Raw genomic sequence first — 21,744 nt, 5'->3', positions numbered from 1 at the left:
AGTGCGCTGGCCAGCGTTGCATGGCGCCCGCGTGCGGCTAGAATCTGCTCACCCGCGCCGCCCGATGGCCCATCGTGCCGCGCGTGCCGCCTCAACCCGGAGTCCGCATGAAGCGTCGTCGTTCCGCCGCCGGCATGGCCAGCCTGGCCGCCGCCCTTGCCACCGCTTTCGGCCTGGTGGCGCCCGCCGCGCAGGCGGCGCGCACCGGCCCGACCGCCGCGCCGCCGTCCGCGCCGGTGGCGCGTGCGGTGCGCGTCACCACGGTCGAGGGCATCACCGAGTACCGGCTGCCCAACGGCCTGCGCGTGCTGCTGGCACCCGACGACGCGCAGCCGACCACCACGGTCAACATGACCTACCTGGTCGGCAGCCGCCATGAAAACTATGGCGAAACCGGCATGGCGCACCTGCTCGAACACCTGCTGTTCAAGGGCACGCCATCGCTGCCGGGCAAGACGATTCCGACGGAGCTGGCGCGCCGGGGCATGCAGTACAACGGCACCACGAACCAGGATCGCACCAACTTCTTCCAGACCTTCGCGGCCAGCGAGGACAACCTGGACTGGGCCCTGCGCATGGAAGCCGACCGCATGGTCAACAGCTTCGTCGCGCGCAAGGACCTGGACAGCGAGATGACCGTGGTGCGCAACGAGATGGAGATTGGCGAGAACAATCCCATGCGCATGCTGCAGCAGCAGATGTACGCGGCGGCCTACCGCTGGCACAACTACGGCAAGGCGATCATCGGCGCGCGCAGCGACGTGGAGCGCGTGGGCATCGACAACCTGCAGGCGTTCTACCGCCGCTACTACCAGCCGGACAACGCCGTGCTGGTGGTGACCGGCCAGTTCGATCCAGCCCGCACGCTGGCGCGCATCGAGCAGGCGTTCGGGCCGATCCCGCGCCCGACGCGCGTGCTGCCGGCCGAGTACACCGTGGAACCGCCGCAGGAGGGCGCCCGCGAGCTGCTGCTGACGCGCCCGGGCGACAGCAGCATCGTCGCCGCGATGTATCACGTGGCGCCGGGCGCCCACCCGGACACGACGGCGCTGGACCTGCTGGCCGTCATCCTGGCCGACACGCCGGGCGGGCGGCTCGAACACGCGCTGGTCGACACGCGCAAGGCGGCGTGGCAGGGGTCGTTCTTCACGTCGATGAAGGACCCCGGCGTGATCCAGTTCGCGGCGGGCACCAGCAAGGACCGCCCGCTCGGCCCGGTGCGCGACGCGCTGCTGGCCACCGTGGAAGGCTTGGCGGCGCAGCCGATCACCGAGCCGGAACTGGAACGCGCCCGCGTGCGGCTGCGCAACGCCTACGAGAAGACGCTCAACGATCCGGCCGCCTATGGCGTGGCGCTGTCCGGGGCCATCGCCAAGGGCGACTGGCGCCTGTTCTTCATCAACCGCGACCGGGTGGAAACCACCACGCTGGCCGACGTGCAGCGCGTGGCCGAGAACTACCTGCGCCCGGCCAACCGCACCGTGGGCGAGTTCGTGCCGGGCGACAAGCCCCAGCTCGCCAGCATTCCCGCCAGCCCGGACGTGGCCGCGCTGACGCAGCACTACACGGGCAAGCCGCCCGCCCAGGCCGTGGCGCCGTTCGACCCGAGCCCCGCCAACATCGACGCCCACACCGTGCGCCAGACGCTGCCCAACGGCATGCAACTGGCGCTGCTGCCCAAGCCCACACGCGGCGGGGCGGTCAACGGCACGCTGATCCTGCGCTTTGGCAACGTCCAGGCGCTGCAGGGCAAGAGTTCGGTCGGATCGCTGACGGCGGCCATGCTGGACCGGGGCGCCGGCGCGTTCGGGCGGCAGCAGATCGCCGACCGGATCGAGGCGCTGAAGGCCAACGTGTCGATTTCCGGCAGTGACGAACGGCTGACGGTTCGCTTCGAAACCCGCCGCGAGCACCTGCCCGACCTGCTGGCCCTGCTGCGTACCGTGCTGCGGATGCCGACCTTCCCGGCGAACGAGCTGGAAACGCTGCGCGCCACCAGCATTGCGGGCATCGAGAGCCAGCGCAAGCAGCCGGGCGCGCTCGCCCCGAACGCGCTGGGGCGCCACGGCAATCCGTATCCGCCCGGCGATCCGCGCTACACGCCCACCTTCGACGAAAGCGTGGCCGAGCTCAAGAGCGTGTCGGTGGACAGCTTGCGCGACTTCCATGCCCGCTTCTACGGCACCGAGCACGCGCAACTGGCCATCGTCGGCGATTTCGATGCCGCGGACGCGGTCCGGCAGTCCGACTACCTGTTCGGCGACTGGCGTGCGGCGGTGCCGTTCGAGCGCGTGGACCGACCGTTCGTGGCCATTCCGGCCACCGAATTCACGCTCGATACGCCGGGCAAGGCCAACGCCGTCTTCGTGGCGGCGCAGCCTATCGATCTGGTCAGTGATTCGCCCGACTACCCGCTGATGCTGATCGCGAGCCGCGTGTTTGGCGGCACGGGCATGCGCAGCCGGCTGGCCGACCGGCTGCGGCAGGTTGACGGCATCAGCTACGGCTCGTCCAGCTCGCTGACCATCGGCGCGCTGGACCGCGCCGGCCGCTTCGGGCTGTGGGCCGCCTACGCGCCGCAGAACCTGCCCCGGCTGCGCAAGGCCGTCAACGAGGAACTGGCGCGGTTTGTCCGCGATGGCATCACGGCCAGCGAACTGTCGGAGGCGGCCAGCGGCCTGTTGCAGGCCGGCATGGTGAGCCGCACCCGCGACGGCGCGTTGGCAGGCGCCCTGGCCAACCAGGCGTACCTGGGCCGGACCATGGCCCATACGGCCGCCATCGAGGAAGCCATTCGCACGGCGACGCCCGACGCCGTCAATGCCGCCATCCGGCGCTATCTGGGCCCGGCCACGCTGACGCAGGCGTTCGCGGGCGATTTCGGCGGCGCGGGGGGCATACCGGCCGCGACGGGGGCCGATGGCGGCGGCCAGGCGGCGGTGGCTCCGGCCGACGCAGGCAAGCCTTGAGGCAATGGGTCGATCACTGTATATTCATACAGTGTTTTGTTGAGACTTGAGGTGTGGATGTCAATCGTGCGAGCTGGCAGCAAGGCGGAGGCGCTCAGGCTTCTGACCTCGGAGCAGGCGCTGGCGCTTGAGCTGGACTACGAGACCGGATGGCAGGACGCCATCGAGCTCGGCCGGCTCGGCGAGAAGCGGGGCATCAAAGTGCAATATCGCGGACAGGAGAGTGTTGCCGTGCGGTCCCGCGAAGCATTGCTGGAGGGGCTGGGCAAACCCAAGACGACGTTCCGGCAGCGGAACCTGTATTGCCAGTTCGATCTGGGCTCGCTGGCCGACCGCGAGCTGCTGGACCTGGAGGCCAAGGCGACGCGGCTGGGCGACTACATCCTCGCCGGCCATCTGCTGCGCGAGGTCGACACCATCTGGGCATAAAGGTCGGCCAGGATGGCCAGGGTGGGCGCCATGGCACGCGAGGGAGCGGATTGGCTACCCGCCCCACGCCGCCGCCATCCGGCTCAGCGCCAGACGCGCGTGGCGCCGGCCCAGCGCGCCGCGGCCATGGCGTGCATGACGGCGCAGTCGGCTTCGGTCCGGACGGCTGGCTGTTCGGCGTCGGGGATGTTGCTGGAGCACAGCACGGCGGTAACCAGCGTCTTGATATGGCCGCGCCCGCTCTGCGCCAGTTCGGTCAGGCGGTCGTAGCCGTCGAGGACGATCAGGCCGTCGCCGGCCTTGCGGTCGAGGTCGAGCGAGTACAGGTGGTCGCATTCGCAGCGCATGACGCCGCCTGCCACGGCCACCACGATGGCGTTGGGCAACGCCAGTCCGCAGTCGCGGACCGCGCGGTGCAGCCGATCCAGATGGGCCTGCGCGCGGTAGTCGCGCGCCGAATGCGTGGGTTCGGGGCCGTTCGAGAGCGCCACCAGCTCCCGGGCCGATACCACGAGCGTGTAGGCCTGCAGGCCCGTGCGGTACGTGGCCACCACGGCGCGGAGCCGATGGACCGCGTCATTGGCGGCCAGCTCGGCGACGGGCTTGCCCGCCACCGCCGACCTGCCCGACCCCTGCGGGGCCGCTACCTGGATCTTGCTCATCCTGTCTCCTATCCCCTCGTCAGGCCGGTCAGTCCGGCTCGCCTGCGCGTCGCGCGGCTCAGTCGCGCAGCAGTTGCTTGGCGATGATCAACTGCTGGATCTGGGTGGTGCCCTCGTACAGGCGCAGCAGGCGCACGTCGCGGTAGAACCGCTCGGCCTTGTATTCGGCAATGTAGCCGGCGCCGCCATGGATCTGCACCGCGCGGTCGGCCACGCGGCCCACCATCTCGGTACAGAACATCTTGGTGCACGATGCCAGCATGCTGACCTCGGGGTCGCTCTTGCCGGCCGGCTTGGCGTCGTACCGCTGCGCGCAGTCGCGCACCATCGACAGGCCCGCGTACAGTTCCGCCTGGCTGTCGGCCAGCATGCCCTGGATCAACTGGAAGTCGCCGATGGGCTTGCCGAACTGCTTGCGCTCCTTGGCGTAGGCTACGGCGTCGGTAATCAGGCGGTGCGCCATGCCGCAGGCCAGCGCCGAGATATGCAAGCGGCCCCGGTCCAGCACCTTCATGGCGGTCTTGAAACCCACGCCCGGCACGCCGCCGATGATGTTCGCGGCCGGTACGCGGACGTTTTCGAGCACCACGTCGCACGTCTTGGTGCCGCGCTGGCCCATCTTCTTGTCCGGCTTGCCCAGCGAGATGCCCGGGGTGTCGGCCGGGACGATGAACGACGAGATGCCCGACGCGCCCGGGCCGCCCGTGCGGGCCATCAGCGTGAATGCGCCGGCACGCGGCGCGTTGGTGATGAATCGCTTGGTGCCGTTGATGACGTAGTGGTCGCCGTCAAGCTCGGCGCGGGTCTGCAGCGACGCGGCGTCAGACCCCGCGTTCGGCTCGGTCAGCGCGAACGAAATCACCAGTTCGCCACTGGCGATCTTCGGCAGATAGGTCTGCTTCTGCTCCTCGGTGCCGTCCATCAGGATGCCCTGCGAGCCGATGCCGACATTGGTGCCGAACACCGAGCGGAATGCAAAGGCGGTGTGGCCGAGGTCGTACACCACATCGCATTCCTGCGACATCGACAGCCCGATGCCACCGTAGTTTTCCGGGATCGAGATGCCGAACAGGCCCATCTCCTTCATGTCGGCCACGATATCGGCCGGCACGTCGTCGATTTCTTCCAGCGTGTCCTCGGCCGGCTTCAGGCGGTCATCGATGAACCGCTGCACCGAAGCGCGCAGCAGGGAAAAGGATTCGGCGTCGAGGGCCATGGCTATCTCCGGTGAGTCGGTGCAATGTCAATGGCCGCCAATGGTACGCCGACCATCGGTTTTGACAATCCACGGCGACTTGGACAGAACCGTCAATAATTTTTGACAGTGCTGGATATGACGCCCCGGTGTTGCAAATTAGTCACATTTCTTGCGGGCCAGGGTCTCGCGTGTGTAGCCGTGGCGCACCCGGAGCTGGTGCTCGGCCTCGTCGGCCTGGTCCAGGCAGGCGAACACCAGGTCGTCCTTGAACTTCTGGGTCACGCCGTGCAGCCGCGGCGCCTCGTAGGAAATCTGGCGCGCGCGGCAGCGCAGGAACAGCAGCGTCTGCTCGGACGCCGTGCGCAGCTGGGCCTGACCGATCCGCTGGCACTGGACAAGGCTGGCGTCGCCTTCGGCGCGGGCCGGGCCCGAGGCCCAGAGCAAGGTGGCAAGCAGGACGAAGAAGTAGCGCACGATGGTGTCGACAAGGAGATTGAAAGGCGCGGCGTTCAGAATCGGCGAGCATCATTGCGCAGGCGCACGGCCGGCGCAAGCTGGCCGGATGACCGAAGTCAGGCCCGTGCATTTTTGACGCTTTTCGGGCGAATTTCGTAATAACTCTTTCCATCCCGTCAGACAATGCGGCGCAAAGCCGCCGCTGGCAAGGCATTTGCAACATCGGCCGCACAGGATGCGGCGCGGCCCCCTTGGGAGCGTCACGGTTACCGGTTACGCTAGCCAGCCTCAAGGGCGCCCGTGCGCGAGGCCCCGCCCGGATGGCGCGCCGGCCCGCCCGCCGCGCCCCGCCGCGCCCCGCCCGACCCGACCCGCGGCGCCCCCGCCGCCCAGATACAACACAAGGTCCTATGACAGACATCGCCTCCCCGGCCATCACCGGCACGCCACCGTCCCCCGAAGAAACCAGAAAGCGCGTCTTTGCCATCGTGGCCGCGTCGTCCGGCAACCTCGTCGAGTGGTTCGACTTCTATATCTATGCGTTCTGCGCCATCTACTTCGCGCCGGCGTTCTTCCCGAAAGGCGACCCCACCGCGCAGTTGCTGAACACCGCCGGCGTGTTCGCGGCGGGCTTCCTGATGCGGCCGATCGGCGGCTGGCTGTTCGGGCGCATCGCCGACCGCAACGGCCGCAAGAACTCGCTGCTGATCTCCGTGATCATGATGTGCTGCGGCTCGCTGCTGATCGCCTGCCTGCCCACCTACGCCACCATCGGCAACTGGGCGCCCGCGCTGCTGCTGCTGGCCCGGCTGCTGCAGGGCCTGTCCGTGGGCGGCGAGTACGGCACCACGGCCACCTACATGAGCGAAGTGGCGCTCAAGGGCCGGCGCGGCTTCTTCTCGTCGTTCCAGTACGTGACGCTGATCGGCGGCCAGTTGCTGGCGGTGCTGGTCGTGGTCATCCTGGAACAGTTGCTGACCGAGGCCGAGCTGAAGGCGTACGGCTGGCGCATCCCGTTCGTGGTCGGCGCCATCACGGCGGTCGTGGCGCTGCTGCTGCGCCGCACGCTCCATGAAACCACCACGGCACAACAGCGCAACAACAAGGAAGCCGGCAGCGTGGCGGCGATCTTCCGCCATCACAAGGCCGCGTTCTTCACGGTGCTGGGCTACACGGCCGGCGGCTCGCTGATCTTCTACACGTTCACCACGTACATGCAGAAGTTCCTGGTCAACACGGCCCACCTGCCGATCAAGACCACCAGCTACGTGATGACCGTCTGCCTGTTCCTCTACATGTGCATGCAGCCGTTCTTCGGCGCGCTGTCCGACCGCATCGGCCGCCGCACCAACATGCTGCTGTTCGGCGCCCTGGGCGCCATCGCCACGGTGCCCATCCTGACCGCGCTCAAGACCGTGTCCAGCCCCGAGCTGGCCGGCCTGCTGATCTGCGTGGCATTGGCCATCGTCAGCTTCTACACGTCGATCAGCGGCATCGTGAAGGCCGAGATGTTCCCGCCCGAAGTACGCGCCCTGGGCGTGGGCCTGGCCTACGCGGTGGCCAACGCCCTGTTCGGCGGCTCGGCCGAGTACGTGGCCCTGGGCCTGAAGTCCATCGGCCACGAGAACGCGTTCTACTGGTACGTCACCGCCATGATGGTCATCGCCTTCCTGGTCAGCCTGCGGCTGCCGCGCCAGGCGAAGTACCTGCATCACGAGCATTGAGACGGGCGGGCGGGACCGGGCAACCGGCCGCGCCCGCACCATCCGCCACGGCCTGTCTGCGGACAGGCCGTGTTGCTTTCGGGAGGTTGACCGGCCCCGGCAAACCCGCTAATTTGGGCCCATGTCACTCTGCCGCGAGGCACCATGGGACGCTCCCACCCCCCCACGTCATTGCCTGCCGAACTGGACGCCCTGCCCACGACCCAGGTCAGCGAATTCGTCCGCGACTTTGCCCTGGCCCACGACGTGCGATTCCAGCGCACCGCCCTGGACGACTGGACCGAGGCCGTGACCCGGGCGTCCGGCGACGATGTCTCGCTCGATGCCACCGAGAAGCTGCTGGTCGCGCTGAAGAAGCGGCATCTCATCAACGGCCGGCAGATGGCCCGCCTGATGACCAACCACATGCGGGAACGCAAGCGTGTTTGATCCGTTCGGTGATTTCGCCAGCGCGGGCTATCTCCGGAACTTCGAACAGCTCAAGGACCTGGATGAAGTCAAGATCCAGGAACACGCCTTCTTCGAGGCCAACCTGGAAGAAGCGCTGGATTATCTTGCCACCATCCCCGACGCGATCCAGTACGAACACTTCCTCGCTGTCCACGCAATTCTTTTTCGCGATTTCTACCCGTGGGCGGGACAGGACCGCCAGATGCTGGGGGTCGGGCGACTCGTCGCCAAGGGCGACGTCCAGTTCGAAGTCTCGGAACTCAGCCGCCAGGCAGTCGGCTGGGGTCTGCGCATGGGCGCAGACGCCGCGGTAATGCGACGCAAGCCCGGTGTCGTGATGGGCGCTTTCGCGTGGGGCCACCCGTTCCTGGATGGCAACGGCCGCACGATGCTGCTGGTCCACACCGCCTTGTGCGGACGCGCGGGGTTTTCCGTTGACTGGCGCCAGTCGCGCAAGAACGGTTATCTGGAAGCGCTGACGGCGGAGCTGCGCACACCGGACCAAGGCATTCTCGATGCGTATCTCCAGCCGCTGATCTGCCCGCTGATTCCACAACAGAACTGGGTGTCCCGGCTGGTCGACCTGCCGGGCCTGGATGGCCGCAGCCGCCCGGACGACAACATCGCGTACCAGCAGGACGACCTCGCCGCACTGGCCCGCTATCAGGAGGCCGCTCGCGCGCGCGGCGACAGCCTTGGCGGCCACGAATAGCCGCTTCTGACCCCGCCACCATGGCAAACTGAGGGGCCTTCGGGCCCCTTTTTTCGTTTCCGCGCCAGCCCTGCCATGGATCTCAACGCCCTGCGCCTGTTCGTCGATATCGTCGACGCCGGCAATCTCAGCGCCGCCGCGCGCAAGCTCAAGATGACGCGCGCCAATGTCAGCTACCACCTCAAGGCGCTGGAGGAGGAGCTTGGCGTGCAGTTGCTGCGGCGGACCACGCGTCACGTGGAGCCGACGCCGGTGGGTGCCGGGCTGTACGAGCACGGGCGCAACATCCTGGGCGAAGTGGCCGCCGCGAATGCGCTGATCAGCAGCATGGGCAAGAGCCTGCAGGGGCATGTGCGGCTGTCGGTACCGACCGGGCTGGGCCATGCCATGCTGTCGCCGCTGCTGGTGCAGTTCAAGCAGCGCTACCCCGACATCACGCTCGACGTCGTGTTCGACAACCGCATCCACAACCTTGTCTCAGAGGACGTGGAGGTGGCGCTGCGCATCATCTCGACGCCGCCCGATTCGGTGGTGGCGACCGAGATCGGCACCGTCGACTGGGTGGTCTGCGCGGCGCCGGCCTACCTGGACGCGCGCGGCCGGCCGGTGGCGCTGGCCGAGCTGGCCGGGCATGCGATCGTGTGCGCGTCGCCGATTGGCCAGAAGCTCAAGGCGGCGGGTATCCGGCACGACACCGGCGAGCGGGAACAGGTGGTGCTGGAACCGACGCTGAGTTCCGAGAACTTCGCCTTCCTGAAGGATGCGGTGGTCAGCGGCCTGGGCATCGGCATCTTTCCGCTCTACGCGGTGCACAAGGACCTGCAGGCCGGCGCGCTGGAGCCGCTGCTGGCGGACTACCGCATCAGCGTGTTCGGCAGCCGGCTGTACATGCTGACGATGCCGAACCGCTACCAGACCATGGCCACGCGCTACCTGCTGACGTTCCTCAAGACCGAGCTGCAGGCAATCTGGCCCCGCATGGGCGGCGACAGTGCCTATAGTGAGAGCACCGAGGACTAGTCCGCGCCCCGCGGCGCGGGGAGGAAGACGATCATGGCAATGGCAGGCACACTGGCTGGCCGGCTCAGCCGCATGAACAGCCGGTTCGACATCATCCGCCATCCATACAGCCTCAGCAGCATGGCCACGGCGCACGCCGCGCACGTGCCGGGCCATCGGCTGGCCAAGACGCTGCTGCTGGAGGACGAAGGCGGCTACGTGGCCGCGGTGATCCCGTCGAACCATCACCTGCAGCTTTCGGCGCTGTGCGAGATGACCGGCCGCAAGCTCGTGCTGGCGCACGAGGACGAGATCCGCGAGGTGTTCAAGGACTGCGACCTGGGCGCGATTCCGCCCTGCGCCATGTCGTACGGCATGCAGACCTACGTCGACGACAGCCTGTTCGACGAGCCCGAAGTCTGGTTCGAGGCGGGCGACCACCTGGAGCTGGTACACATGGACCGCGACCAGTTCATGAAGCTGATGGAAGACGCCCAGCGCGGCCGCTTCTCGCGGCTCATGATGTCGTAGCGGCAGCAGCCGTCACGTCCCTGGCAGCGTCGCCGGCCCGGCGGCGCTGTCGTCCTTCAGGTCCACCCCCGACCGCCCCAGCGCCACTGCTCCCCTGAGCAGGAAAACCAGTCGATCCGCCGCGTGCGCGTACGGCAGCCCTTCGGGCCGCACGTTCGAGATGCAGTTGCGCTGCGCATCGGTGCGGCCGATGCGGGGGTCGTACGTCAGGTAGATGCCCAGGCTGTCGGGCGAACTCAGGCCCGGGCGCTCGCCGATCAGCATCACCACCTGGCGCGCGCGCAGCCGTTCGCCGATGTCGTCGCCCAGCGCCACGCGCGCCTGTTCGGCGATGACCACCGGCCCCACGCGCCACTGCGACAGCCGCGCCAGCACCGCCTCCAGCAGCGGCACCGCATGGCGCTGGGCGGCAAGCGCGGACAGGCCATCGGCGATCACGAACACAACGTCCCACGGCTGGCCGTCAGGCGCCAGCCGGCCCTGGCTGTCGGCATCGAGCCGGCGGCCCAGGTCGGGCCGGCGCAGGTAGGTCTCGCGGTCGGGAGCGGCACTGTGGACCCGCACGACCGTGTGGCCGGCCTGCCGCAGCAAGGTGTCGATGGCCGGCGCGTCCAGCGGCAGGTGCACTGCGTCGCGGGCCTGCGCGTGGGCCAGGCCGAATGCCAGGATTGTGTCGGTGGTCTGCGCATGGCCCGTGCGGCCGATGGCCAGGCGGGCGCGCGTGAATTGCCGCAGGCGGCGCCAGGGGTGGGACGACTCCGGCGTGACGGCTGGGACGTTCGGGACGTCCGGCACGGTCGGCGGTGTTTTCGGCATCGGCGGTCTCCGGGGGCGTGTCAGCGTGTCAGAGCGACGCGGCCATCGCCAGCAGCGGCTGGCGCGCGGCAGGGTCCAGCAGCTTGCCGGCGCCGTCGAGGATGCCCATCGCCTGCAGCCAGCGCTCGAACTCGGGCGCGGGCCGCAGCCCCAGCACGTGGCGCAGGTACAGCGCGTCGTGGAACGACGTGCTCTGGTAGTTCAGCATGATGTCGTCGGCGCCGGGCACACCCATGATGAAGTTGATGCCGGCCACGCCGAACAGCGTCAGCAGCGTGTCCATGTCGTCCTGGTCGGCCTCCGCGTGGTTCGTGTAGCAGACGTCGCAGCCCATCGGCACGCCCAGCAGCTTGCCGCAGAAATGGTCCTCCAGCCCGGCGCGGATGATCTGCTTGCCGTCGTACAGGTACTCGGGGCCGATGAAACCGACCACCGTGTTCACCAGCAGCGGCTCGAAGTGGCGCGCCACGGCGTAGGCGCGGGCCTCCATCGTCTGCTGGTCCACGCCGTGGTGCGCGTTGGCCGACAGCGCACTGCCCTGGCCGGTCTCGAAGTACATGACGTTCTGGCCCACCGTGCCGCGCCCCAGCGCCAGCGCCGCCTGCCGCGCTTCGTCCAGCAGCGCCAGCGAGATGCCGAACGCGGCGTTGGCGGCCTGGCTGCCGGCCACGGACTGGAACACCAGGTCCACGGGCGCCCCCTGCTCCATCGCGCGCAACGTGTTGGTCACGTGGGTCAGCACGCAGGATTGCGTCGGCACATCGTAGCGGGCGCGGATGTCGTCGATCAGCTTCAGCAGCGTGACGATGGCGCCCAGGTTGTCGCCGGCCGGGTTGACGCCGATGGTGGCATCGCCGCAACCGTAGAGCAGGCCGTCGACGATGGACGCCGCGATGCCGCGCGGGTCGTCGGTCGGGTGGTTCGGCTGCAGCCGCACGGCCAGCCGGCCCGGCAGCCCGATGGTGCCGCGAAACGCCGTGACCACGCGGCACTTGCGCGCCACGGCCACGAGGTCCTGGTTGCGCATCAGCTTGCTTGCGGCGGCCGCCATCTCGGGCGTGATGCCGGGCGCCACGCGCGCCAGCGTGGCCGAATCGGTCTCTTCGCGCAGCAGCCAGTTGCGGAAGTCGCCCACGGTCAGGCTAGCGATCTCCGCAAACGCGGCGGCGTCATGGCTGTCGACGATCAGCCGCGTGACCTCGTCGTCCTCGTACGGCACCAGCGCCTCGGTCAGGCACCGGGCCAGCGGCATCTCGGCCAGCGCCATGCGCGCCGCCATGCGTTCCTCCTCGCTGGCGGCGGCCACGCCGGCCAGTGCATCGCCCGAGCGCGCGGGGCTGGCCCGCGCCAGCAGCGTGCGCAGGTCGGCAAACACGTGCCGGCGGCTGCCGACGGTATGGGTGAAGGCCATGCGGTCTCCTGGGGGTGGCTGCCCTGCTGCCTACTATAGGCGACGCCAACGACGCAAGTTCCGCGCCGGGCGCGCGGCCGACTTGCCATTGTTACGCGGCACATCGACAATCCGCCTACCCGTTCCACCTTCACCGTGCTTTGCCACCCATGCCGCAGTGTGATACCCCGGAAGACCGCGCCGACGACGGCGTTGCCATCGCCCCCGCCGCCCACGCGCCCTGGCGCTGGCCGACCGTCACCATCGTGTCCTACGTGCTGACCGCCGGGGCGCTGCTGCTGGTCATGCACGCCAACCTCGTGGCCGCCCTGCTGTCGGGGCTGCTGCTGTACTCGCTGGTCGACGTGCTGGCGCCCCGCCTGACCCATTCCCGGCGCGACGCGCTGGCCGTGGCCATCCTGTCGGCCATCATCCTGCTGGCGCTCACGGGCGGCATTTGGGCGCTGGTCCACTTCCTGAACGTCGACAGCGCCACGGTGGAGCGGTTGCTGGACCACGCGGCCGACATCATCGACCAGTCCCGCGCGCAGCTACCCACCTGGCTCAGCGACTACCTGCCCAGCGGCACCGAGGAACTGGTCACCACGCTGCTGGCCGCCATGCGCGAACACGCGCAGATGGCGCAGCGGCTGGGCACCGACATCCTGCGCACGCTGCTCCATATCCTGCTGGGCCTGATCATCGGCGCGATGGTGGCGCTGTACCGGGCCATCTCGCGGCCCAACCGCCGCCCGCTGGCCGCCGCGCTGATCGACCGCGCCCGCACGCTGCAGCAGTCGTTCGCGCAGTTCATCTTCGCCCAGATCCAGATCTCGTCGATCAACACCGCGCTGACCGCCGTCTACCTGCTGCTGGTGCTGCCGCTGTTCGACCAGCACCTGCCGCTGTCGAAGACGCTGGTGGCCATCACGTTCATCGCCGGGCTGCTGCCGGTGCTGGGCAACCTGATCTCGAACACGGCCATCGTGATCGCGTCGCTGTCGGTGTCGCTGCCCATCGCCATCGGGTCGCTGCTCTACCTGGTGATCATCCACAAGCTCGAATACTTCCTGAACGCGCGCATCATCGGCGCGCGTATACAGGCCGCCGCGTGGGAGCTGCTGACCGTGATGCTGGTGATGGAGACGCTGTACGGCATCCCCGGCGTCATTGCCGGCCCCATCTTCTACGCCTACGTGAAGCGGGAGCTGACCACGTCCGGGATGGTGTAGCGGCCCCCCACGGCGCGGCCCCAAGTGCCTGATTCCATTGGAAAGTCGTACGCAGCAACTGGTACGACCAATTCAGGCGCCGTCGCCTTCCACCTTGCTGCGCACGAAGTCGATATGGGTCTGCATGGCCGTGCGGGCCTCCTCGGGCCGCCGGGCCAGGATGGCCTCGCAGAGCGTGCGGTGCTGGCGCAGCAGCAGGTCCGGCGACTCGCCGTCGGACTCCCGCAGCCCCGTGCCGTTGACCGTGATGTGCTCGCGCAGCATGCCGATCACGCTGGTGTGCAGGTGCAGGAACATCGTGTTGTGCGATGCCTGCGCGATGGCGTCGTGCAGCCGGGCATCGGCATCGGCCTCGCCGGCCTTGTCGTCGGCGCGCCGCGCGCGTTCCAGATCCTTCAGCAGCGCCCGTATACGCTTCAGGTCGGCCGCGTCGGCACGTAGCGCCGCGAAGTAGGCGGTGGCGCCTTCCAGCACGCGACGGAACTCCAGGATGTCGTCGCGCAGCGCCGGGTGGTCGGCCACGAGCTGGCCCCAGGGCGAGGCGATGCCGGTGCGCAACTGGTCGGTCACGTAGACGCCCGCGCCCCGCCGGCTTTGCAGCAGGCCGCGCGCGGCCAGCCGCTGGATGGCCTCGCGGATCGTGTTGCGCGCCACCGCGTACTGCTCGGCCAGCACGCGCTCGGCAGGCAGCCGGGCGCCAACGGGCCACGTGCCGTCCAGCAGCGCGGTCTCCATCCTGCGCATGACGTCTTCCACGCGGTTGCGTGCGCTGCCCCCCATCGATTCCCTTTCCTTGCGCGGTGCGCCGGATTGGTCCAACCAATTTGCGCTCCGGCGCGAGAGCGGGAATTATGCGCCCAAAAATGCCGCGGCGCGTGTCGCCCGTGGCCGCGCCACCGGAGGCAGACATGCAATCCAGGCAGTACCCCACCACCATTCCCAAGCAGGTGTATCTGTTCGGCACCTGCCTGGTCGACCTGTTCGTCCCGCAAGCCGGCCTGGACGCCGTGCGCCTGCTGGAGCGCGAAGGGCTGACCGTCCACTTTCCGCGCGGCCAGAGCTGCTGCGGCCAGCCGGCCTACAGCAGCGGCAATCCCGAGCAAGCCCGCAAGGTGGCCCGCGCCCAGCTGGACCTGTTCCGCGAGCCATGGCCGATCATCGTGCCGTCGGGCTCGTGCGGCGGGATGATGCGGCACCACTGGCCGAAGCTGTTTGCCGACGCTGGCGCCACCGGCAGCGAGGCCGCCATGCTGGCCAGCGACATCGCCGGCCGCGTCTACGAACTGGCCGAGTTCCTGCTCAACGTGCTGCACGTCCGCTTCGATACCGCGCCAGCGGGCCACCCCGAGCGCGTGGTGCTGCACACGTCGTGCGCCGCGCGCCGCGAGATGGGCACCCGCAGCCATGGCGTGGCACTGGTCGATGCCTTGCCGGGCGTCACGCGTGTGGAGCACGAGCGCGAATCCGAATGCTGCGGCTTTGGCGGCACGTTCTCGCTGAAGCACGCCGACATCTCGGGCGCGATGGTGCGCGACAAGGTCGCCTCGGCCTGCGCCACCGGCTGCGACCGCCTGGTATCGGCCGACTGCGGCTGCCTGCTCAACATCGGCCACGCGGCGGCCCACGCCGGCGCGCCGCTGCCCGTGGAACACCTGGCGTCGTTCCTGTGGCGCCGCACCGGAGGTGCCGCATGACCGCCATGAGCCCCCGCGAGCGGATGCTGGGCCGCCTGCGCGCCGCCGCGCCCGATGCCGGGACCACGCTGGCGCACGACCCCGCCGCGCTGGACCGCCGCATCGACCAGCATTTCGACAGCCGCCGTGGCGAGCGCCCGGCCGTGGCCGCGATGGTCGCGTCGATGCAGGCCGCGCTGACCGCCTCGCACGCCGAGGTCGTCTGTACCGATGCGGCCGGCTGGCCGGCCTGGGTCGCCAGCCGGCTGGCCGCCGCAGGCGTGCGCCGGCTGCTGCTCGACACGGCCCGCCCCGAAGGCACTGCGCTGGCCCGGGCGCTGCCCGCCGGCATCGCCACCGTTGCGTTCGACCGCCCGCTCGAAGCCTGGAAGGCCGAGCTGTTCGACACCATCGACGCCGGCTTCACGGTTGCGCGCTCTGGGCTGGCTGCCACCGGCACGCTGGTGCTGGCGCCCGACGCGGGCTCGCCGCGCACGATGTCGCTGGTGCCGCCGATCCACATCGCGCTGGTGTACGCGTCGACGCTGCACCCCGACCTGCACAGCGCGGTGCGCGCCGAACGCTGGGTCGACGGCATGCCGACCAACCTGGTCATGGTGTCCGGCCCGTCCAAGACCTCGGACATCCAGCAGACGCTGGCCTACGGCGCGCACGGCCCGCGCCAGCTCTGGGTCGTGATCGTCACCGACGGAGACGCCGCGCCATGAGCGAGCAAACCCTGCATTTCGTCCCCAGCCAGGACTTCCGCGCCCGTGCCCGCGAGGCGCTGGACGACCCCAAGCTGCGCAAGAGCTTTCGCGGCGCGATGGACTTCCTGCAGCAGAAACGCGCCGTGCAGTTTCCCGATGGCGACGAGCTGGAGCGCCTGCGCGACCTGGGCGAGGCCGTGCGCCAGCACGCGCTGGCCAACCTGCCGGACCTGCTGACGGAACTGGAAGCCAACCTGACGCGCGCCGGCGTGCAGGTGCACTGGGCCGAGACCGCCGACGAGGCCAACGCGATCATCCACGGCATCGCGCAGCGGCACGCCGCACGGCGCGTGATCAAGGGCAAGTCGATGGCCAGCGAGGAAATGGAGCTGAACCATTACCTGGCCGCGCGCGGCATCGACTGCATCGAATCCGACATGGGCGAGTACATCGTGCAGCTGGCCGACGAGAAGCCGTCGCACATCGTCATGCCGGCCATCCACAAGACCAAGGCCGACATCGCCACGCTGTTCACGCAGCACATTCCCGACACGCCCTACACCGAGGACGTCGACGCGTTGATCCAGACCGGCCGGCGCGCGCTGCGCCAGGCGTTTGTGGAGGCCGACATCGGCCTGTCCGGCGTGAACTTCGCGGCGGCCGACACCGGCACGCTGTGGCTGGTGGAAAACGAGGGCAACGGCCGGCTGTCGACAACCGTGCCGGACGTGCACGTGGCCATCATGGGCATGGAAAAGGTGGTGGCCCGGCTGTCGCATATCGTGCCGCTGTCGAGCCTGCTCACGCGCTCGGCCACCGGGCAGGCCATCACCACGTACTTCAACCTGATCTCGGGCCCGCGCCGCGCGGGCGAGCGGGACGGCCCGCGCGAGGTGCACCTGGTGCTGCTGGACAACGGCCGCAGCCAGGCCTACGCCGACGCCCAGTTGCGCGCGACGCTGCAATGCATCCGCTGCGGCGCCTGCATGAACCACTGCCCGGTCTACACGCGCATCGGCGGCCATGCCTATGGCACGACTTATCCGGGCCCGATCGGCAAGATCATCTCGCCCCACCTGCTGGGCCTGGACGCCACGGCCGACCTGCCCACGGCGTCGAGCCTGTGCGGCGCCTGCGGCGAGGTCTGCCCGGTGCGCATCCCGATCCCGCAGCTGCTGGTGCGCCTGCGCACCGAGGCCAACCGCAACCCGGACGAGTCGGTGCCCCATCCGCTCAAGGGCCAGGGCGCGCGCTACAGCCGCCGCGAACACCTGGTCTGGCGCTTCTGGAGCGGCGCGTTCGCGCATCCGGCGGCCTACCGGCTGTTCCGATGGGCCGCCACGCGGCTGCGCATGTTCACGCCGTCGGTGCAGATGGGCTGGACGCAGCACCGCCAGCCGCTGACACCGGCGCCGCGCAGCCTGTCCGACCTGCTGGCGGCACGCGATCAGCCGGAGTAGGGGCGGGGGGGTGGGGGGGAGATGGCTCCGGGGTGGTCGTTCAACGCTGGGGGTTGCTCCCCTCTCCCGCAAGGCGGGAGAGGGGCCGGGGGAGAGGGCCGGGCGCCTCAAGATGCAACGGTGGCATATTGCGCGGCATTGCCCTCTCCCCCAACCCCTCTCCCACTTCATGGGAGAGGGGAGCCCACATGGCGACGGCTTGTGGCGCGTGGCTGGCCCCCCCCTCAATCGTTCGCCGCCTCCCGTGGCAGGAACGCATGGCCCTCCGTCAGCGGCGCGTACCGGTACGTGGCCGGGGTGCGGCTCAGCTTGACCGGGGCGCCCAGGCCCTTGTAGCCGCCGGGCATCTCCACGACCATCTCGCGGTGCGCGGTGTGCGGGTGCGTCAGGGCGTCGGGCACCGACAGCACCGGCGCGCACGGCACGCCGGCGGCGGACAGTTCGTCGGCCAGCACCTTGCCGTCCCAGGTGGCCAGCTTCGATTCCAGCGTGCCTTTCAACTGCGCGCGGTTGACCGAGCGCGCGCCGGCCGTGGCAAAGCGTTCGTCGTCGGCCAGTTCGGCCACGCCGATGTGCGCGCAGAAGATGCGGAACTGGCGGTCGTTGCCGACGGCCAGGAAGATGGGGTCGGTGGCCGTGGCCACCGTGTCGTACGGGTAGATGTTCGGATGGGCGTTGCCGGTGCGGCCCGGCGTCTTGCCGCTCATGAACCAGTTGGCCGCGTGCGGATGCAGCAGCGACAGGCCCGAATCGTAGAGCGCCGCCTCGACGAACTGGCCGCGCCCGCTGCGTTCGCGCTCCTGCAGCGCCAGCAGCACGCCCAGCGCCGCGTTCAGGCCCGTGACCATGTCGACCACGGGCAGCCCTACGCGCAGCGCGTCGCCGTCGGGCTCGCCGTTGATGCTCATGATGCCGGCCATGGCCTGGATTGCCGCGTCGTAGCCGGGCAGGCCGCCCAGCGGGCCGTCGGCGCCAAAGCCCGACACGCGGCAGTGCACCAGCCGCGGGAACTGCTGCGACAGCGCGTCGAAGCCCAGCCCCCATTTCTCCATCGTGCCGGTCTTGAAGTTCTCGACCAGCACGTCGGCGTCGGCCAGCAGCGCCAGCAGCACCTGCCGGTCGGCGTCGGCCGTCAGGTCCAGCTTCATCACGCGCTTGTTGCGGTTCAGGCCGAAGTAGTAGGACGCCACGCCGTCGCGGAACGGCGGGCCCCAGGTGCGGGTGTCGTCGCCCTGGGGCGGTTCGATCTTGAGCACGTCGGCGCCGTGGTCGCCGAGGATCTGGCCGCAGAACGGGCCGCCGAGGATGCGCGACAGGTCCACCACGCGGATACCTGCCAGCGCGCCGGTCTTGGTTGGCGTCATTGTCTCTTCCTGTGTGTTCTTCTGTTGGGGCTCAGTCCAGCTGCGCGCCGGACTTCTGCACCACGGCACGCCACTTGCCGACCTCGGCCTTCACAAACGTCCCGAGCTGTTCCGGCGACGTGGACGGCGCCAGTTCCAGCCCCTGCGCCAGCAGCGTCTTGCGGACGTCGGGCTGCTGCAGCGCGTCTGCGAACGCGCGGTTCAGCTTGCCAATGACGGGGGCCGGCGTGCCGGCCGGTGCCACCACGCCGAAGAATACCGAAACATCGAAGCCCGGGACACCCTGCTCGGCCACGGTCGGCACGTCGGGCAGCGCCTGCGAGCGGCCCTTTGTGGTCACGCCCAGCGCCCGCACCTTGCCGCTCTTGATGAACGGCAGCGCGGTCAGCACGTCGGTAAACGTCATGCTGACCTGCCCGCCCAGCAGGTCGTTCAGCGCCGGGCCGGTGCCCTTGTACGGCACGTGCTGGAAGTCGGTGCCGGCCAGGTTGTTGAACAGCACGCCGGCCAGGTGCGACGACGCCCCGTTGCCGGACGACGCATAGGTCAGCTTGCCCGGATGCGCGCGCCCGTAGGCAATCAGCTCCTGCACGTTCTTCGCCGGCACGGCCGGGTTGACCACCAGCACGTTGGGCAGGTGGCCGATCTGGATCACCGGCGCGAAGCTCTTGACCGGGTCGTAGTTGATCTTGCGATACAGGCTCACGTTGATCGCCAGCGGCGCCGACGTGCCGAACATCAGCGTGTAGCCGTCCGGCTCGGCGCGCGCCACCACCTCGGCGCCGATATTGCCGCCCGCGCCGGCGCGGTTTTCCACCACCACGGGCTGGCCCAGGCTGTTCTTGAGCGCGGCGGCCAGCGTGCGGGCCATGGCATCGGTGGGGCCGCCCGGCGGGTACGTCACCACCAGCATGATGGGCTTGCTCGGGAAATCCTTCTGCGCCAGCGCGGGCGTGGCCAGCAGCGTGCAGGCGGCGAACGAGGCGATGGCGGACAGGGCCGCGCGGCGGTGCCAGTGGGGCATGATGCGTTGTCTCCGGGTAAGGCGGGTCTTGGATCGGCGCGGTCCTGGCCGCGCCTGTATCGATACGGCTGGAACGTCAGAACAGGTTGATGGCGTCGACCGCACCGGCCGCGCGCACGGGGGCGTCGGCGGGCGGGGCCACGGTGTCGGCCAGCCACTCGGGCTCGGTGCCGCCGCCCAGCGGGTCCTGCGGCAGCACGCGATGCACGAGTACCAGCTGCGCCAGGCGCATGCGCCGGACCGATCCGATGCGGCCGGCTTCCCAGGCCATCGCCACGGCGCTGGTCACGTGGTACAGCCCCGAGGCCGCCTGGCGGGCCAGCACGTCGCCATCGGCGCCGGCGTCAGCCGCCTGCGCTGCCTGGGCCGTGGCGCGGTCGATGGCCAACGCGAACACGGTGCGCGCGCGGTCGTGCAGCGGGGTATCGGCAAGCAGCCCTTGCAGGTAGGCGCGCAGCACCGGCAGCGAGCCTTCGCGGCGGATGGCGCGCAGCACGTCGAGCGCGACGATGTTGCTCGTGCCTTCCCAGATCGACCCCAGGTGCGCGTCGCGCACCAGGCGCGGGTCGGTCCATTCCTCAATGTAGCCGCAGCCGCCGCGCATTTCCATGGCGTCGCCGGTGACCTTGCGGGCGTCGCGGCAGGCGCGGAACTTGATGAGCGGCGTCAGGATGCGCATCAGCGGATAGGCGTCGGGCTCGCCGGCATCGGCCCGGCGCAGCGCCTCGGCGGTCTGGAACACCATCGTGCGCGCCTGCTCGGTGGGCAGCGCGAGCTTGAGCAGCTGGCGGCGCATCAGCGGCATGTCCGCCAGCCGCTTGCCGAACGCGCGGCGCTCGGCGGCGATGAACTGCCCCTCGGTCAGCGCGCGGCGCATCAGCCCGGCGGCGCGCACGCCGTTGGACAGCCGCGAGTTGTTGATCATGTCGGCCATCTGCACGAAGCCGCGCCCCGGTTCGCCCACCAGGTAGGCGTGGGCGCCCTCCAGCCGGATCTCGCCGCTGGCCATCGAGCGGGTGCCGAGCTTGTCCTTGAGGCGGATGATGCGGTAGTGGTTGGCGCTGCCGTCAGCCAGCGTGCGTGGCAGCAGGAACAGCGACACGCCCTTGATGCCGTCGACCGCCGTGCCGTCGGCCTCTTCCACGCGGGCCAGCACCATCGCCAGCGCGGCGTCGGGGTTGGAGCAGAACCATTTGTCGCCCACCAGCCGCCAGCCGCCCTCGGCGCCGGCATCGCGGATGGCGCGCGTGGCCGTGGCGGCCACGTCGGAGCCCGCGCCCTGCTCGGTCATGAACATGGCGCCCTGGTACAGGTCGTCGAACACCTGCGTGGTCAGGTTGGGCAGGAAGCGCTGCACCAGCGCCGGATCGCCGAACTTGCGCAGCGTGCGCGTCAGCGAATCGGTCATCGATAGCGGGCAGCACAGGCCGAACTCGGCCTGCACGAACAGGTAGGTCAGCGCGTACTTGGCGGCGGGCGGCATCGGCTTGTCCCAGCCCAGCACGCCACCCCGGTGCGACGCCGCCGCGAGGCCGAATTCCGCAAAGGCCACGCGCTCCAGTTCCACGTAGGCCGGATGCTTGTGGATGCGCTGGGCGTCGAGCCCGGTGCGCGTGCGGTGCGACAGCGTGGGCGGCGCATGGTCGGCCACGTTGGCGAGTTCGTCGAGCACGCCGCCGGCCAGCGCGCCCATGCGCTCCAGGTGCGGCAGCAGGTGGTTGAACAGGTCGGCCGGCAGGTAGAGCGGCAGCAGCGCGCGCAGGTCCGGATCGGCCGCGAACAGGCTGGCGCCGTGGCGGTCCGGCACCGGATGGGCGTCGGGCTGGGTGGGCGCGGGTGGGTTGGGGGCGGCGCGGGCGGGCATGCAGGTCTCCGGAGTCTCCCTGCCCTGCGGAACGGGGCGGGATGGTTTGGGATGCATTATTTGATCGCCAACGATTTGCGT

General features: G+C 69.6%; 20 protein-coding genes. 11 read left to right on the top strand and 9 right to left on the bottom strand.

Features of this window, described 5'->3' with window-relative positions; translation table 11 throughout:
* Nucleotides 1–107: 107 nt before the first annotated feature.
* Together EHF44_RS22285 and EHF44_RS22280 are read left to right on the top strand one after the other, a co-directional pair.
* Nucleotides 108–2,969, top strand: coding sequence for a M16 family metallopeptidase (locus EHF44_RS22285; protein WP_124685873.1), 2,862 nt, complete (start codon nt 108–110; stop codon nt 2,967–2,969).
* 57 nt (nt 2,970–3,026) lie between these two features.
* Complete coding sequence (locus tag EHF44_RS22280; RefSeq protein ID WP_124685872.1) at nt 3,027–3,398, top strand: PHA-granule associated protein 4; 372 nt, start codon at nt 3,027–3,029, stop codon at nt 3,396–3,398.
* A gap of 83 nt (nt 3,399–3,481) precedes the next feature.
* Here the strand turns inward: EHF44_RS22280 and EHF44_RS22275 are convergent, their stop codons facing one another.
* The 3 genes from EHF44_RS22275 to EHF44_RS22265 all read right to left on the bottom strand — a co-directional run bounded on the left by EHF44_RS22275 (nt 3,482) and on the right by EHF44_RS22265 (nt 5,732).
* The gene (locus EHF44_RS22275; protein ID WP_124685871.1) at nt 3,482–4,060 is read right to left on the bottom strand and encodes a hypothetical protein; all 579 of its coding nucleotides are present in this window, start codon (nt 4,058–4,060) and stop codon (nt 3,482–3,484) included.
* Between the two features lie 58 nt (nt 4,061–4,118).
* Nucleotides 4,119–5,276, bottom strand: coding sequence for an acyl-CoA dehydrogenase family protein (locus EHF44_RS22270; RefSeq protein ID WP_124685870.1), 1,158 nt, complete (start codon nt 5,274–5,276; stop codon nt 4,119–4,121).
* 138 nt (nt 5,277–5,414) lie between these two features.
* Nucleotides 5,415–5,732: a hypothetical protein gene (locus tag EHF44_RS22265; RefSeq protein ID WP_253700333.1), complete on the bottom strand. Its 318-nt coding sequence runs from the start codon at nt 5,730–5,732 to the stop codon at nt 5,415–5,417.
* Between the two features lie 392 nt (nt 5,733–6,124).
* Here EHF44_RS22265 and EHF44_RS22260 point away from each other — a divergent pair, with 392 nt between their 5' ends.
* The 5 genes from EHF44_RS22260 to EHF44_RS22240 all read left to right on the top strand — a co-directional run bounded on the left by EHF44_RS22260 (nt 6,125) and on the right by EHF44_RS22240 (nt 10,130).
* The gene (locus tag EHF44_RS22260) at nt 6,125–7,438 is read left to right on the top strand and encodes an MFS family transporter (protein ID WP_124685868.1); all 1,314 of its coding nucleotides are present in this window, start codon (nt 6,125–6,127) and stop codon (nt 7,436–7,438) included.
* A 144-nt stretch (nt 7,439–7,582) separates the two neighbouring features.
* Nucleotides 7,583–7,867, top strand: a complete 285-nt coding sequence (locus tag EHF44_RS22255; protein WP_124685867.1) for a hypothetical protein — start codon at nt 7,583–7,585, stop codon at nt 7,865–7,867.
* Nucleotides 7,860–8,600 (top strand): Fic/DOC family protein, encoded by a 741-nt coding sequence (locus EHF44_RS22250; protein ID WP_124685866.1) that lies wholly within the window; start codon nt 7,860–7,862, stop codon nt 8,598–8,600. Before EHF44_RS22255 ends, EHF44_RS22250 begins: the two co-directional genes overlap by 8 nt.
* A 75-nt stretch (nt 8,601–8,675) precedes the next feature.
* Nucleotides 8,676–9,620, top strand: coding sequence for a LysR family transcriptional regulator (locus EHF44_RS22245; protein ID WP_124685865.1), 945 nt, complete (start codon nt 8,676–8,678; stop codon nt 9,618–9,620).
* Nucleotides 9,621–9,653: 33 nt separating this feature from the next.
* Nucleotides 9,654–10,130, top strand: a complete 477-nt coding sequence (locus EHF44_RS22240) for an aminoacyl-tRNA deacylase (protein WP_124685864.1) — start codon at nt 9,654–9,656, stop codon at nt 10,128–10,130.
* A 12-nt stretch (nt 10,131–10,142) separates the two neighbouring features.
* On the opposite strand, the gene eutC is transcribed toward EHF44_RS22240, so the two are convergent.
* Together eutC and EHF44_RS22230 are read right to left on the bottom strand one after the other, a co-directional pair.
* Nucleotides 10,143–10,946 (bottom strand): ethanolamine ammonia-lyase subunit EutC, encoded by an 804-nt coding sequence (gene eutC / locus EHF44_RS22235; RefSeq protein WP_124685863.1) that lies wholly within the window; start codon nt 10,944–10,946, stop codon nt 10,143–10,145.
* Between the two features lie 28 nt (nt 10,947–10,974).
* Complete coding sequence (locus EHF44_RS22230; RefSeq protein WP_124685862.1) at nt 10,975–12,357, bottom strand: ethanolamine ammonia-lyase subunit EutB; 1,383 nt, start codon at nt 12,355–12,357, stop codon at nt 10,975–10,977.
* Nucleotides 12,358–12,506: 149 nt separating this feature from the next.
* Here EHF44_RS22230 and EHF44_RS22225 point away from each other — a divergent pair, with 149 nt between their 5' ends.
* Nucleotides 12,507–13,568, top strand: a complete 1,062-nt coding sequence (locus tag EHF44_RS22225) for an AI-2E family transporter (protein WP_253700332.1) — start codon at nt 12,507–12,509, stop codon at nt 13,566–13,568.
* 72 nt (nt 13,569–13,640) lie between these two features.
* Here the strand turns inward: EHF44_RS22225 and EHF44_RS22220 are convergent, their stop codons facing one another.
* On the bottom strand, nt 13,641–14,348 hold the full coding sequence (locus EHF44_RS22220) for a FadR/GntR family transcriptional regulator (protein WP_124685861.1): 708 nt from the start codon (nt 14,346–14,348) through the stop codon (nt 13,641–13,643).
* Nucleotides 14,349–14,476: 128 nt separating this feature from the next.
* Between EHF44_RS22220 and EHF44_RS22215 the strand changes: the two genes are divergently transcribed.
* From EHF44_RS22215 to EHF44_RS22205, 3 genes are read left to right on the top strand one after another with little or no spacing between them, the layout of a single operon-like run.
* The gene (locus EHF44_RS22215) at nt 14,477–15,262 is read left to right on the top strand and encodes a (Fe-S)-binding protein (RefSeq protein WP_124685860.1); all 786 of its coding nucleotides are present in this window, start codon (nt 14,477–14,479) and stop codon (nt 15,260–15,262) included.
* Nucleotides 15,259–15,969: a LutC/YkgG family protein gene (locus EHF44_RS22210; protein WP_124685859.1), complete on the top strand. Its 711-nt coding sequence runs from the start codon at nt 15,259–15,261 to the stop codon at nt 15,967–15,969. The genes EHF44_RS22215 and EHF44_RS22210 overlap by 4 nt, the downstream gene beginning before the upstream one ends.
* Nucleotides 15,966–17,411 carry a LutB/LldF family L-lactate oxidation iron-sulfur protein gene (locus tag EHF44_RS22205; RefSeq protein WP_124685858.1) on the top strand — a complete coding sequence of 482 codons (1,446 nt, stop codon included), beginning with the start codon at nt 15,966–15,968 and terminating at the stop codon, nt 17,409–17,411. The genes EHF44_RS22210 and EHF44_RS22205 overlap by 4 nt, the downstream gene beginning before the upstream one ends.
* Before the next feature lie 224 nt (nt 17,412–17,635).
* On the opposite strand, the gene EHF44_RS22200 is transcribed toward EHF44_RS22205, so the two are convergent.
* The 3 genes from EHF44_RS22200 to EHF44_RS22190 form a co-directional block, all read right to left on the bottom strand.
* Nucleotides 17,636–18,775 carry a CaiB/BaiF CoA transferase family protein gene (locus EHF44_RS22200; RefSeq protein WP_124685857.1) on the bottom strand — a complete coding sequence of 380 codons (1,140 nt, stop codon included), beginning with the start codon at nt 18,773–18,775 and terminating at the stop codon, nt 17,636–17,638.
* A 31-nt stretch (nt 18,776–18,806) separates the two neighbouring features.
* Nucleotides 18,807–19,799: a Bug family tripartite tricarboxylate transporter substrate binding protein gene (locus EHF44_RS22195; RefSeq protein WP_124685856.1), complete on the bottom strand. Its 993-nt coding sequence runs from the start codon at nt 19,797–19,799 to the stop codon at nt 18,807–18,809.
* A 76-nt stretch (nt 19,800–19,875) separates the two neighbouring features.
* On the bottom strand, nt 19,876–21,663 hold the full coding sequence (locus EHF44_RS22190; protein WP_124685855.1) for an acyl-CoA dehydrogenase family protein: 1,788 nt from the start codon (nt 21,661–21,663) through the stop codon (nt 19,876–19,878).
* Nucleotides 21,664–21,744 lie beyond the last annotated feature (81 nt).

It is taken from the genome of Cupriavidus pauculus, from assembly GCF_003854935.1.
GTDB lineage: Bacteria > Pseudomonadota > Gammaproteobacteria > Burkholderiales > Burkholderiaceae > Cupriavidus > Cupriavidus pauculus_C.
Note: the sequence above shows the minus strand (reverse complement) of the source record. Positions and strands in the feature narration are given on the sequence as shown.

What these genes read in the sequence shown, in the direction of transcription:
- EHF44_RS22280 (WP_124685872.1), top strand. Translation starts at nt 3,027, where the DNA reads ATGTCAATCGTGCGAGCTGGCAGCAAGGCGGAGGCGCTCAGGCTTCTG.
- EHF44_RS22190 (WP_124685855.1), bottom strand. Translation starts at nt 21,663, where the DNA reads ATGCCCGCCCGCGCCGCCCCCAACCCACCCGCGCCCACCCAGCCCGAC.
- eutC (WP_124685863.1), bottom strand. Translation starts at nt 10,946, where the DNA reads ATGCCGAAAACACCGCCGACCGTGCCGGACGTCCCGAACGTCCCAGCC.
- EHF44_RS22240 (WP_124685864.1), top strand. Translation starts at nt 9,654, where the DNA reads ATGGCAATGGCAGGCACACTGGCTGGCCGGCTCAGCCGCATGAACAGC.
- EHF44_RS22260 (WP_124685868.1), top strand. Translation starts at nt 6,125, where the DNA reads ATGACAGACATCGCCTCCCCGGCCATCACCGGCACGCCACCGTCCCCC.
- EHF44_RS22270 (WP_124685870.1), bottom strand. Translation starts at nt 5,276, where the DNA reads ATGGCCCTCGACGCCGAATCCTTTTCCCTGCTGCGCGCTTCGGTGCAG.
- EHF44_RS22245 (WP_124685865.1), top strand. Translation starts at nt 8,676, where the DNA reads ATGGATCTCAACGCCCTGCGCCTGTTCGTCGATATCGTCGACGCCGGC.
- EHF44_RS22255 (WP_124685867.1), top strand. Translation starts at nt 7,583, where the DNA reads ATGGGACGCTCCCACCCCCCCACGTCATTGCCTGCCGAACTGGACGCC.
- EHF44_RS22220 (WP_124685861.1), bottom strand. Translation starts at nt 14,348, where the DNA reads ATGGGGGGCAGCGCACGCAACCGCGTGGAAGACGTCATGCGCAGGATG.
- EHF44_RS22230 (WP_124685862.1), bottom strand. Translation starts at nt 12,357, where the DNA reads ATGGCCTTCACCCATACCGTCGGCAGCCGCCGGCACGTGTTTGCCGAC.
- EHF44_RS22210 (WP_124685859.1), top strand. Translation starts at nt 15,259, where the DNA reads ATGACCGCCATGAGCCCCCGCGAGCGGATGCTGGGCCGCCTGCGCGCC.
- EHF44_RS22195 (WP_124685856.1), bottom strand. Translation starts at nt 19,799, where the DNA reads ATGCCCCACTGGCACCGCCGCGCGGCCCTGTCCGCCATCGCCTCGTTC.
- EHF44_RS22215 (WP_124685860.1), top strand. Translation starts at nt 14,477, where the DNA reads ATGCAATCCAGGCAGTACCCCACCACCATTCCCAAGCAGGTGTATCTG.
- EHF44_RS22200 (WP_124685857.1), bottom strand. Translation starts at nt 18,775, where the DNA reads ATGACGCCAACCAAGACCGGCGCGCTGGCAGGTATCCGCGTGGTGGAC.
- EHF44_RS22205 (WP_124685858.1), top strand. Translation starts at nt 15,966, where the DNA reads ATGAGCGAGCAAACCCTGCATTTCGTCCCCAGCCAGGACTTCCGCGCC.
- EHF44_RS22285 (WP_124685873.1), top strand. Translation starts at nt 108, where the DNA reads ATGAAGCGTCGTCGTTCCGCCGCCGGCATGGCCAGCCTGGCCGCCGCC.
- EHF44_RS22225 (WP_253700332.1), top strand. Translation starts at nt 12,507, where the DNA reads ATGCCGCAGTGTGATACCCCGGAAGACCGCGCCGACGACGGCGTTGCC.
- EHF44_RS22275 (WP_124685871.1), bottom strand. Translation starts at nt 4,060, where the DNA reads ATGAGCAAGATCCAGGTAGCGGCCCCGCAGGGGTCGGGCAGGTCGGCG.